We start from the raw sequence: 12,732 nt of genomic DNA on the forward strand, positions 1-12,732 counted from the left end.
GTCTCTCTTTCTCAGTCTCGGGGTCAGACGCGGCGGCGCTTGGGCGGCCGGCATCCGTTGTGCGGGGTGGGCGTGACGTCCTGGATGGTGCCGACCTCGAGGCCGATGGCACCCAGCGACCGGATGGCGGTCTCACGACCCGAGCCCGGGCCCTTGACGAAGACGTCGATCTTCTTCATGCCGTGGTCCATGGCGCGACGGCCAGCGGCCTCGGCAGCCATCTGGGCGGCGAAGGGGGTGGACTTGCGCGAGCCCTTGAAGCCGACGGTGCCGGCAGAGGCCCACGAGATCACCGCACCGGTCGGGTCGGTGATCGTGACGATGGTGTTGTTGAACGTGCTCTTGATGTGGGCTTCGCCCTGGGCGACGTTCTTCTTCTCCTTGCGGCGCACCTTGGTCGCGCGGCTCTTGGGAGGCATTCAGTAACTCCTGATGAGGTCTGGTCTGGAAGCTTCGGTGACGACGAGGATCAGCGCAGGGCGCCGATCACTTCGCCTTCTTCTTGCCGGCGACGGTGCGCTTGGGGCCCTTGCGGGTGCGCGCGTTGGTCTTGGTGCGCTGACCGCGGACCGGGAGGCCCATGCGGTGGCGGCGACCCTGGTAGCTGCCGATCTCGATCTTGCGGCGGATGTCCGCCTGGACCTCACGGCGGAGGTCACCCTCGATCTTGAAGTTGGCTTCGATCTCGTCGCGAAGCTTGACCAGCTCCTCGTCACCGAGCGTGTGAACGCGAGCGTTCGGGTCGACGCCGGTGGTCTCGAGCAGCTGCTGGGCGCGGGTACGGCCGATGCCGTAGATGTAGGTGAGAGCAACCTCGATGCGCTTGTCGCGCGGGAGGTCAACACCAACGAGGCGTGCCATGTGGCGGTTCCTTGTCTGTTCTCGCATCGGTTTCGGTTCGTGTCGCGTCCCATCCCGCCTCGGGTGGGCTCCGGCCGGTGCTCCGGAGGTGACTTCAGTCCGTCTGGGCGGACCTAGCGATCACGTTGTGTGGTTGTGCGGTGTTGCTGGTCTCAGCCTTGCCGCTGCTTGTGGCGCGGGTTCTCGCAGATGACCATGACCCGGCCGTGACGGCGGATGACCTTGCACTTGTCACAGATGGGCTTGACGCTGGGGTTGACCTTCATGTCAACAACTTCCTTGCTTCTCGGCTGGCTGACCTGCGCTGATCGGTGATCTCGCAGGCTCGATCACTTGTAGCGGTAGACGATGCGACCCCGCGTGAGGTCGTACGGCGAGAGCTCCACCACGACCCGGTCCTCGGGGAGGATCCGGATGTAGTGCTGTCGCATCTTGCCGCTGATGTGCGCGAGCACCTTGTGCCCGTTGGCCAGCTCCACACGGAACATGGCGTTGGGAAGGGCCTCCACGACGGTGCCCTCGATCTCGATCACGCCTTCTTTCTTCGGCATGTCCTCCACAATCTGTCGTCTTGTTGTCTACCGTGACCCGGGAACCGCCCGGCACCCGCGAGGGTGGCCGGTGGACCTCGTGAGGCGGTCCGGGGAGCCTCTTCCCGGGCACGCGCGCAAGCGTCTGGGACGATCGCACGAGATTCCGGGCAGCCGCGAGGCGCCACGAAACACAGCCCACGTTGGGCCGACGCACCAGTTTAGTCAGGCGTGCGTCGAGAACGCCAATCAACGAGGCCCCGCACCCGCCGGGCGGCCGCCGTGACACGCCCGGGCGCGGGGGCCGGGCCCTCGACCGCCGTCGGCTCGGCGTCGCGCACCGGCGTGGACGTCGTACGACGCAGGGAGCGGAGGCTGATGGCGGCCCGGACCCGCTGCCAGCGGCCGACGTCCTGCGACATCGCCCGGCGCTCGGCGTCGACCGACTCCCAGTAGGTGCTCGCCGCCGCGACCTCGGGCACGCTCGGGCCGAAGACGAAGCTGTCGGCCCGGCGGGCCAGCGCGCCGGCCTGCCCGGACACGATGCCGGCCGACTGCTCACGCCGGGTGACCGTCGGACCCAGCGGCACCGGCTGTCCCAGGTCGCGGGCGTGGTCGACCAGCTCGCGCCAGGCGCCGACGAACCGCGCCGACGGCGACGCCGCGCTCCGGCGACGGTGCCGTCGCCACGCCTTGAGCCCGATCACCGCGGCCAGCAGCAGCGCGACCACGAGCAGGGGCAGGCCGACGTACGTCATCACGACACCGATCCACGCGGGGACGCCCGGGATCAGGCCCTCCTCGTCCTCCTCGGCCTTCTTCTTGCGCGTGGCCTTGCGCTCCTTGAGGTCGGCGTCGCTCTGCTCCCCCGCATCCGACGGCGGCGGGATGGGGTTGGGCGGCGGGATGACCGTCCCGGACATCGGCGTGTTGGTCTCGGGCTGCTGGTCGGCCGGCGGCGTGTCCGACATGAACTCCTCGGTCGGCAGGGTCTTCCACGACCCGTCGGCGGCCCTGAGCTCCACCCACGCCGCGACGTCCTTGCCGGTGACCCGACCGCCCTCCGGCACGACGGCGCCGAGCACCACGCGGGCGGGTACGCCGATGTCGTTGGCGATCAGCGCCATCGTGGCGGCGTACTGCTCGTCGTTGCCGACGATCTGCGGCGCGTTGACGAACTCGTCGGACAGCCGCCAGGCGCTGTGGCCGGCGACGTAGATGCGCTCCGTGCGACCGATGCCGTCGGAGTACTTGCCCTCGGTGCGCAGGTGCTCGGCGGCCGCCAGCACGCGGTCCATCGGGTCGGTGCCGGCCCCCTCGGTCCACTTCTCGGTCGGGCCCTGGATGAAGGACGCCCCCGCCGGGAGCGGCGTCAGGTCGGCGGACCCTACGGTCTCCTCGGTGAGCTCGTCATCGGGCTGGACGGAGGTGAAGGAGTAGCGGTCGCCGCGCTGCATCCCGGTCGGGACGACAGCGGTCGAGGTGGCGAGGTTGTAGCGGAACACCTCAGCCCTGGCGCGTGCGTCACCGGTCTGGAAGTCCATCGACCGCAGCGCGCCGACGGTGGGCAGCCACACGCCGCTCCACCCCTCGCCCAGGGTGACGCTCGCCTCGACCTCCTCGCCCTCGACCGGGTTGTCGATCGTGGTCGACACACGCTGGAACGAGTCGTCGGCCGGGCCCGGCAGCGCGTCGTCGGTGGCGCCCCAGACCATCCCGTCGTAGCGATCCATCGCCGCGAAGCGCACCCGAGTCCCCGCCGGGACGCCCTCGATGTCGAGCAACGTCTTGTCGTAGACGTTGGCGGGGTTGGGCTCGCCCTTGAGGTCGACGTACTTGCGGAAGCCGGCGAGCGGCGAGGGGTAGCGACCGATGTCGAAGGGCGGCTCCACCCAGGTGCGGGCCACCGCGCGCCGGGAGTCGTCGGCGACGAACAGCGCGCTGGCCGGGTGCGCGAGCAGGGCAGCGAGGCCGAGCATCACGACGGCGCCGACCCCGCGGACGTACGACGTGCTGCCTCCGTGCACGGCGGCGCTCGCCCGGCGGGCCCGGACCGCCAGCCAGGCGAGGGCCAGCGCGGTGAAGAGCGCACCCTGCACGACGAGGGACTGGGGGTGCCGCACCCCGAGCAGGATCGCGCCGGAGAGCACGACCGTCATGCCGGCCACCGGCAGCAGCGCCGCGAGCCAGGCCCGGCGCACCGACTGGTGGGCGAGTGCCGTGCCGACCAGTCCGGCCACCATCCCCGACAGCCACGGCAGCACCAGCAGCGGGCCGTCGCCGTCGACGGGCGGCAGCGTGGTGAGCAGGTCCTTCCAGCCGAAGATCGCCTGGTCAGCGACGCGGGCGAGGGTCGAGCCGCCGGGGAGCGTGTAGGTGTCGCCCAGCGAGCGCAGGCAGAGCGGTCCCCCGAGCAGGAAGAACAGCACGAGGCAGATCACGACCGCGGAGATGACCGGCCAGCCGGCCGCGCGGGTCAGGTGGGTGACCACGACCGCGATCACGGCGCCGAGCAGGCCGACCACGAGGTGGGCCGAACCGGTGAACGAGGAGCCGAAGGCCGACAGCGCCACCGCGGCCAGGGCGAGCGCGAAGCCCATGTCGACCCACGAGTGGCGGTCGGGCACCAGCGCGCTGCGGCGCACGCGCGTGCGGGTGCCCGTCTCAGAAGACCTCCGGGGCGCTTCGGGGGTGTTCGTCATCGGACGCTCCAGCGCAGGAGACCGCCGAGGTCCTCCTTGGCGGCGAGGTGGAGCACGGGGAGGCCGCCCGTCTCGGTGACGCGGCTGTTGCCGTGGGGCTCGACCACGATGCCGAGGCGTCGCACCTCAGGCGGGAAGGCCGCCGACGCTCGCAGCAGGTCGGTGAACGGCGACTCGCTGCCCCCGATGAAGAAGGCGAGGCTGGTGTCGGGGGCCAGCATGCTGGCCTGACGCCCGGACTCGACCAGACCGCGGTCGCCGAAGTCGGCACGGCAGACGGCGTCGAGGGCCAGGTGGCCGTCGGCGCCCGAGGAGGCGTGCGTGCCGCACACGAAGGACACGTCGAACTCGTCGAGCACCGCCCGTACGGCGATGGACGCAGCGACCGCCATCGCGGTCTCGAAGTCCTCCGGGTCGGACCACGCGTCGAGGCGGTCGTCGACGACGATCGTGGCGTGGCTGCGGCGGGTGTCGAGGTACTGGCGCACGAGCAGGGCCGACTCGCCGGTCGAGGCCATCACCTTCGCCGACGACCGCCAGTGGATGTGGCGCAGGTCGTCACCCGGGACGTACTCACGCAGCGCGTGGAAGGCGAGGTCGCTCTGGCTGACGGCGTCGGTGGAGACGCCCTCGAGGTCGCGCAGCAGTCCGGCACCCAGGGACTCCATCGGGACGAGGTGCGGGCGCACGAGCACCTCGCGCACCGGGGTCCAGACCACGTCGCGGGAGAAGATCCCGACCGGGTCACCCCGGCGGGTCATCGCCGGGCCGACTGCGATGACGCCCCGGCGCTCGGTGCGGATGGTGAACGACTCCTCGTGGGCCGCCCCGGGCGCGAGCGAGCTGATGCCGTAGCGGTGGACGGCCGACCCGACCGGGACCTCGAGCGTCGTCGGGACCAGGCGGGAGGAGGCACGGTTGACGACCTGGACGCCGGCCGCGACCGACTCCCCCGCCGCCACCCGCTCGGGCTGCAGACGCAGGTCGACCGACACGGACGTCCGGCCGAGGAGGAAGGGCAGCGCGAGCACCGTCAGCAGCAGGCACCCCGTTCCCAGCACCGCGAGCTCGCGCCACTGCGCGACGACGGCGACCAGGAGCGCACCCAGGCCGAGACCGAGGACCAACCAGCCGATCGGCTTGATGACCTCGAGCGCGTCGTTCAACCGCTGCCTCATGGACCCCATCGACGCGTCAGGCCCCCACGCGGTCGGTCGGCGGGGCGACGGCGTCGAGCAGGCGCGAGATGACCGTCTGGACGTCGACACCGCTGAACTGCGCCTCGGCGTCGAGCAGCAGGCGGTGCGAGAGCACCGGCTCGGCGAGGTCCTTGATGTCGTCGGGCACCACGTGGTCGCGACCGTCGGCGGCAGCCCACGTCTTCGCGACGCGGACGAACGCCAGGCAGCCGCGCGCGGACAGCCCGAGCTTGACGTGCGGCTGCCGGCGCGACTCCTCGGCCAGCTCGGCGACGTAGCCGATGACGGCCGGGTCGACGTAGACCTCGTCGGCCAGGCCGCTCATCTGCGCGATGGTGGCGGCGGTGATCACGGGCGTGACCAGGGCAGCGCGGTCACGGACGGCGGCGTTGTTGAGGAGCTCGACGGTCGCCTGTCGGTCGGGGTAGCCGACCGAGGTCTTCATCAGGAAGCGGTCGAGCTGCGCCTCGGGCAGCCGGTAGGTGCCGGCCTGCTCGATGGGGTTCTGGGTGGCGATGACGAGGAACGGCTTGCCGACCGGGTGGGCGACGCCGTCGACGGTGACCCGACCCTCCTCCATCACCTCGAGGAGCGCCGACTGCGTCTTGGGCGACGCCCGGTTGATCTCGTCGGCGAGCACGATCGTGTGGAAGATCGGGCCGGGGTGGAACTCGAACGTGCCCTTGTGCTGGTCGTAGACCGTGACGCCGGTGACGTCGGAGGGCAGCAGGTCGGGCGTGAACTGGATGCGGGCGTGGCTGCCCTGCACCGTGTTGGCCAGCGCGCGGGCCAGCATCGTCTTGCCGGTGCCCGGGAAGTCCTCGAGCAGGACGTGCCCCTCCGAGAGCAGGCAGGTCAGCGCGAGCCGGACCACGTGGCGCTTGCCGAGGACGGCCTTCTCCATGTTGTCGGTGAGCTGGTCGAAGGTCGACTTGAACCACTCGGCCTGTTCGTGGCTGATCGTCAAGAGGTGCTCCTGGTGGTGTGGGCGGATCGGTGCGCGGCGGGCGGGGACGGCGCTACGGGAACGGTGTCCTGAAGATGACGTTGCCGAGCCCGTTGGCGAAGCTGCAGTTGCCGACGACCTGCTCACCCGAGGCGTAGTAGGCGTCGACCTGCCCGGAGAAGTCGCCCGAGCCGCCCTTGGAGCGCCGGGGCCAGAACTTGTCGAAGTCGCAGCTCCAGTTGGTCGCCGTCCCCTCGGCGAACCTGATGGTGATGACGGCGTAGGCGCAGGTGTCGGCGGTGCAGGTCCTGCCGGCGGCGACGTCGACAGCGTCGGCGCACGCCGGTTGGTCGGCGGAGCCGTCCTGGCAGCGGTCGCCCCGGCTGATGCCGATGGTCGGCGGGGGCGGCGGCGCGGAGTTGACGCTGCTCGACCCCGAGTCCTGGCCGCGACCGCCCGGTGCGTCGTCGCTGACGGTCACGAAGATCTCTTGCTCCTGTGCCCAGTTCTCGGTGCTGAACGCAGGGGTGGTGAAGCTGAAGGCCCCGACTCCCGTGGGCCGGAACCGCTGGATGCCGGTGCTGCCACCGCCCTTGTTGCGGATCTCGTACTCCACGACCGCGGGGTCGCCGTTGCTGGTGCCCGACACCACCCACTGGATCGACTTGCCGTTGACGATCGGCTGGATCGACCCGAGCGCGTCGTCGAGGCGACCGAAGCTCTGCACGTTCTGCACCCCGCTCAGCGTGCAGCCCGCCGGGGCGTCCTCGTTGCACACGCGGAGCTGGACGGAGTAGGGCTGCTCGTTGCTGGGGGTCGGGATCCGCTGGGTGTTGGTTCCGGTCTGCTGCGGGATGGAGTGGACGACACCCCCCGCCACCAGGATGTCGACCTTGCTCACGTCGCCGCGGGAGTCGGGCACCGTGTACCTGACCTCGGCCTCCTGGCTGGTGCCGGTGGGGTAGACGTCGAACGCACCCCAGGCCGCCGGGCGGCCGACCGCCTCGATCACGGTGCCCGCGCTCGGCTGGGAGCGCTTGCCGGGTTGCTCGGGAGGCTGGTTGGCCGCGACGACGGTGTAGGTGTAGGTGAGGCCGTCGTAGGGCACGCCGGCGTGGGTGCACGTCAGCGAGGCCAGCCGCTGGCAGCCGGGCACGACGCCGGCGGTCACGCCGTTGGAGTAGCTGACGGTGTAGACCGTGGGACCGGGCCCCTCCGGCGGGACGGCCTGCCACGCGATGCGGATGCTGGTCTGGTTGGCGCCCGACTCGAGATCTGTCACCGCAGGGGCCGCCGGCGCCGGCGGCGTGCCGAGGGGCTGCATGGGCGAGGAGGTGCGCGGGAGCGAGTAGCCCACCTTGTTCTGGGCCTTGATGGTGAAGGGGTAGGTCTGGTTGTTGTCCAACCCGGTGATGGGGTACGACAGCGAGCTGCCCGGGACGACGATCGGGCCCCCTCCTGGCCACGTGATCGTGTAGTCGAGGATCCTCGAGGTGTTGGTCGACGGCTTGTCCCAGGCGATGGTGATCTGCCCGTCGTCGCGACCGATCATGCGGATGTCCTGCACGCGACCTGGCTGGGTGTCGGCCCGCGCCGAGCGGGACAGGTTGCTCCAGTCGCTGGCGCCGACGCGGTTGACCGCCTGCACACGGAAGCTGTAGTTGCCTCCTGTCTTGAGCTTGCGGAAGACGCACTCGTTGGTGTCGCACCGCTGCGTGGTGCGCGACCGCTCCTCGCGCACCACGTAGTGGGTGACGGGCGCCCCGCCGTCGTCGTCGGGCGGCGCCCACCCCATCTTGATCGTGCCGACCTCGTCCGACAGCGGGTAGGGACGCGGCTCGCCGGGCGGCGACGGTGTGCCGATGACCCTGAACTGGATGCGCCCCTCCGCCCTGCGTGAGGACGGCGGGTCGTCGGCGGCGACGTCGCTGACGACGAGCCGGAAGCTCGCCTCCGCGCCGCGGGTGTCGCGCTCGGCGGTCAGCGTGAGCCGGCTGCCGCTGACGCTCGCCCGCACGCCGGGCGTCCCGGTGTTCTGGACCTCGACGACCCGTGGATCGGGGTCGGCCACGCCGCCCACGAGGTAGGCGCGCAGGTCGTAGGTGCGGGTCTGCCCGGCCTCCATGGTCTCGACGCGGATCGGCAGCAGCCTCGGCGGCGGTGCCTGGGCGAGCCGGAAGCGCACCTCCTGCGGGTTGCTGTCGCCGGCGCGCACCGTCAGGACGGCCTCGCCGCCCTCCGTGGCGTCGTCCGCGGCCGTGACGGCGACGACGGAACCGACCGGACCGCCGACCTCGACGCCGTCGACGGTCTGGCTCCACTCGGCGGTGAAGTCGAGGCCGACAGCGTCACGCGGGTCGACGGTGAACACCTTGCAGTAGGTCGCGATGTCGAGGTCGTAGCGCTGGCCGGCAGACATCGGGATGACGCTCGAGGGGCACTCGAGCGACGGGGTGTCGTCCCCCACCACGACCGGGATCGAGAGGACGGCGGTCACGCCGTCGTCGATGGTCGTGGCGTCCTCGTTGCCGCTGGCGTCGGTCGCGGTCGTCACCTCGACGAGCACCGAGCCCGGCCCGCGGAACCCCGCCGGCGCCGAGAGCGTGAACCCGTTGTCGCCGTCGGGGCCGACGGTCAGCTGGGCCGGGGAGGCGGACCACGAGCGTCGGCCCGAGGCCAACCGCACGCGGCCGCCGTCGGGCGCGGCGATGTAGTCGGACACCTTGCCCGTGGTGCTGTCGCCGGAGTCGAGCTCGATCAGCGACCCGGGCAGGACGTAGGGCAGGCCGTCGCCCGTCGGCGGGATGTAGACCGAGGCGGCGGCGGTCGCGCCGTCGGCGTCGCGGACCTGGAAGGGCAGCACCTTCGGCGCCTCGCCCCGGTCGGCCCGGACCTGCACGCCGTCGACGACCCGGGCCGACGGGTCGCCCGACACCTCGACCACCTCGAGGTCCTCGGCGGCACCATCGGGGTCGTAGGCGCCCTCGAGGACGTCGACGACCACGCTCCCGCTGTCATCGGCACGACCGAAGGCGTCGTAGACGATCGGGGGGTTGTCGTAGTCGGCCGCCGTGGTCAGCGTCATGGTCGCGCGTGACTCGTCGATGCCGTTGGTGACCCGGTAGACGAGGACGGTCGGCGGCGCCTCGGCGGAATCGGGGGCCTGCACGGTCACCAGGTTGGTGTCGGGATCGAGGCGCGCGCCTTCGGGGCCGTCGAGGATCTCGACCTCGACCGAGTCGCCGGCGGCGATGAAGTCGTTGGCCAGCGGGTCGAAGGTCGCCGTGCGCCCGGGCTCGACCGTGAGCCGGTCCTCGACCGCCAGCGGCGGCTGGGGCTGTCCCGGCACGACGACGGCCACCCGGACCGTGCCGGTCGCGAAGGCGCCCTGGGAGTCGACGACGGAGTAGGTGAACTCGTCGGTGCCGACGGTGCGCGGATAGGCCTGGTACTCGATGAAGTTGCCGCCGACGGCCTCGATCCGACCGAGCCGCGGGGCGGAGGTGATGCCGGTGACCGTGACCGGGTCACCGTTGCGGTCCACCCCGACCCCCGGCACGCGCACCTTCACGGTGTCGCCGGAGACCACCCGACCCTCGAGGGTCGGCGGCTCGGGCGCGTCGTTCGGGTCGTCCGCCGGCACCACGGTCACCTTGAGGGTGCCGTCGGCGCGCTTGCCCTCGAGGTTCTGGGCGACGTAGGTGACCGTGTAGGTGTCGCGCTCGGTGACCTTCTCGGGCGCCACGTAGCGGACCACGCGCCCGGACACGAAGGCCTTGCCCACGTCGCCGGTCACGTCTATGGGCGCGACCACGGCGAGCTGGCCCGGGGTGTCGCTGCTCGTCAGGTCGTTGAGCAGCGTCAGGCGGTCGCCGGCCGGGGACACGTCGTTGTCGAGCACGGGCGCTGCGACGGCACCGCCGGCTCGCACCACGACCTTGTCAGAGACCGTGATGGGGGTGTTGTCCGCGGGCGCCGGACGCTGGGTGACCACGACCTCCCCCCGGACTGCCGAGCTGGTGCCGTTGCTGATCGTGTAGGAGACGGTCTGCGTCACGGGCGCGATGTCGGGACTGGCCGCGGAGATGCGGAGCCAGCGTCCGTCGACGATGGCCACGTCGAGCTGACCGGCCCGGTCACTGACGGCCCGTTGCACGACCAGCAGCCCGCCGGCCGGGTCGAGGTCGTTGGCCAGCACGTCGACGATGCCCGGGGCCTGTCCGTAGACGGTGAGGGTGTCAGGCATGGCGATGGGCTCCGCCGAGCGCTTGGGACGCGCCTTCACGTCGACCCGGATCGTCCCCTGGTCCAGGGGCGCGTTGCCGAAGCCCGCGTCGTAGCTCAGGAAGTAGGTCCCGGCGCGCTCGCCGGTGAAGGTGAGCTGGCCGGCGTCGAGGTCGGTGACCACCTTGGCGTTCGGCTGCTGCGGCACCTTGCCACCGAGCGAGAGCTCGGCGTCCGTGGCATTGGGGTCCGAGCCGGGCAGGTCGTTGAGCAGCGGCCGGATCTTGATCGGCTTGCCGACCTCGCCGCGTACGACGTCGGGCTCGGCTTGCGGGGCGTAGGCCTTCTGGTCCTTGGGTGCCTGCACCTGGAAGCTCATCGACTTCGTGATCGGGTCGGAGCGACCGTCGGTGACGGCGAACTCCACGCGGACCAGCTGGGGCCCGTCAGCCGCGCCAGACGGGGCGGTGAAGCGGATCCGGCCGTCGGCGGTCGTGCGTGCGGCCGCACCCGTCTCCTCACCCCCCACGGCCTTCGCCGAGTCCAGGAGCAGGGTGTCGCCGTCGCGGTCGTCGCGCCAGTCGCCCAGCACCGGGACGGCGAGCTCCCCGCCGTGCGGCACCTTGTAGGTCGGCTTCTTCCACCCCTCGCGGGTGGTCGGCGGGTCGTTCTGCCCGGAGCCACGCACCTCGACGTCGACGGAGGCGTTCGCCGAGAGGCCGTTGCGGCCGTCGTCGATGAAGTAGTCGAAGCGTGCGGGCCGGGCGTCCTCGGGCATCTGCAGGACCAGCGTCTGGCCGTCGGGGCTGATCTCGACGCGCGCCCCGCCGGAAGGCTGGTCCACGTCGACGATGCTGAGCAGCCGGCCGGCGGGGGCCGAGTCGTTGTCCAGCGGGTGGAGCACCGTGGTGCGGCCGGCCCGGACGCCGTACGAGTCGGGCTTGGCGCGCGGCGGACGGCGGTCGGCGTCGCTCTGGTTCTCGTTCTCCTCGTCGTCGTCCTTGTTCTTCTTCTTCGACGTGAAGGCTTCCCAGTTGTCGATCCGGATCGGCTTGTCCTGCTGCACGTCCCAGACGGCGCCGCTGTTGGCGTCGTTGAGGACGATCTCGCCGCGGTTCACCCGGAACGCGAGGCTGGTCGCGTTGCCCGTGAGGTTCCTCTCGACGACGTCCTGCGACCCGCACTGCACGGCGTACGCACCGAGCCCGCCGGACCAGGCACCGAAGACGCACGCGCCGAGACGGACGGGCTCGACGGCAGAGGTGCCGGAGCGGTCGGAGACGGTGGTGACGTCACCGGACTCGAGGTCGACGCTCAGGAGCCCGTCGGGCGCCCCGACCAGCACGGCGTCGTGGGCGGGCCCCGGCTGCTGGAGCCTGCTGCCCGGCGTGACGGACACGGTGGTCCCGTCGACCACGCTGAGCACGCCGGCGTCGGCGTCGAGGGTGACGATGCGGTCGCCGACCGTGGTGACGTCGGAGACCTGGCCGGCGTCGCCGGACAGGTCGCGCGTGCGGGGCTTGCGGAACCCGGCGTCGGTGGGGGCCATCGTCGTGACGGTGCCCTCCTCGGTGGAGGTCACCACCACGGTGCCCGACTGGCTGACCGTCAGGGCTGCCCCCTCGCCGGCCTCGGCGAGCGGCTCGGCCTGCCTGTCGACGGCGCTCACCACCGGCTTGCCGAGCTGGTCGTCGTAGCGCACCGCCCAGACCTCGCCGGTCTCGGCGTCGGCGGTGGCGAGGGTGCCGCCGGCCATGGCGACGTCACCGGTGACCGGGATCGCGGCGGAACCGCCGTCCTGGGCCTCGAGCCGGCTGGTCTCGATGACCTGCCCGCGGCTGGTCCCGGCGTCGAGGGTCACGACGGCCGCGCCGTCCTGGACGATGTCGAGGCGCGCCTTGCCGTTGTCGCCCGGCACCACGCCGTCGAGCTGGTTGATCGGCTTGTTGAGACGGCCGGACCAGCCCTTCTTGCCGTTGACGACCCACACGCCGCCGTCGTTGAGCTCGGCCTCGTGCTTCTTGTAGCCCTCTGCGGACACGGCGTAGACGACGACGGCGGTCGATGCGACCGCCAGCGCGACGCCGGAGGCGATGCCTGCCCGGTGTCGACGCAGCGCACTCAGACGTGCCACGCCAGTCCCCCTTGGCCCCACGGACGAGGTGCGCCCGCCGCACTCACCCAGGAAGGAGGGTATGTATGTCGCGGAGGTTCGGACAAGTTTCCGACAAATCCCGACCATGTGCGCCGGACAGGCGTGATGGGTGATG

At 71.5% G+C, this 12,732-nt stretch carries 8 protein-coding genes; all 8 read right to left on the reverse strand.

The features are described 5' to 3' along the window. Positions 1–23: 23 nt before the first annotated feature. The 8 genes from rpsK to HOO61_RS22770 all read right to left on the reverse strand — a co-directional run bounded on the left by rpsK (position 24) and on the right by HOO61_RS22770 (position 12,596). Entirely contained in the window at positions 24–419 is a 396-nt protein-coding gene (gene rpsK, locus HOO61_RS22735; protein WP_056906616.1) for a 30S ribosomal protein S11, read from the reverse strand. Positions 420–486: 67 nt separating this feature from the next. Continuing rightward, the gene (rpsM, locus tag HOO61_RS22740; RefSeq protein ID WP_172262137.1) at positions 487–861 is read right to left on the reverse strand and encodes a 30S ribosomal protein S13; all 375 of its coding nucleotides are present in this window, start codon (positions 859–861) and stop codon (positions 487–489) included. Positions 862–1,013: 152 nt separating this feature from the next. After that, entirely contained in the window at positions 1,014–1,127 is a 114-nt protein-coding gene (gene rpmJ / locus HOO61_RS22745) for a 50S ribosomal protein L36 (RefSeq protein WP_004008316.1), read from the reverse strand. A 63-nt stretch (positions 1,128–1,190) separates the two neighbouring features. After that, complete coding sequence (gene infA / locus HOO61_RS22750) at positions 1,191–1,412, reverse strand: translation initiation factor IF-1 (RefSeq protein WP_056599768.1); 222 nt, start codon at positions 1,410–1,412, stop codon at positions 1,191–1,193. Positions 1,413–1,612: 200 nt separating this feature from the next. Further along, a complete protein-coding gene (locus HOO61_RS22755; protein WP_172262139.1) occupies positions 1,613–4,093 on the reverse strand; it encodes a transglutaminase-like domain-containing protein in 2,481 nt (826 codons plus the stop codon). Further along, positions 4,090–5,271 (reverse strand): DUF58 domain-containing protein, encoded by a 1,182-nt coding sequence (locus HOO61_RS22760; RefSeq protein ID WP_172262141.1) that lies wholly within the window; start codon positions 5,269–5,271, stop codon positions 4,090–4,092. The genes HOO61_RS22755 and HOO61_RS22760 overlap by 4 nt, the downstream gene beginning before the upstream one ends. Before the next feature lie 16 nt (positions 5,272–5,287). After that, complete coding sequence (locus HOO61_RS22765; protein WP_172262143.1) at positions 5,288–6,259, reverse strand: MoxR family ATPase; 972 nt, start codon at positions 6,257–6,259, stop codon at positions 5,288–5,290. A gap of 52 nt (positions 6,260–6,311) precedes the next feature. Beyond that, on the reverse strand, positions 6,312–12,596 hold the full coding sequence (locus HOO61_RS22770; protein ID WP_172262145.1) for an Ig-like domain-containing protein: 6,285 nt from the start codon (positions 12,594–12,596) through the stop codon (positions 6,312–6,314). Positions 12,597–12,732 lie beyond the last annotated feature (136 nt).

The sequence above is a fragment of the Nocardioides sp. zg-1230 genome (assembly GCF_013155335.1).
In the GTDB taxonomy this organism is placed as follows: Bacteria; Actinomycetota; Actinomycetes; order Propionibacteriales; family Nocardioidaceae; genus Nocardioides.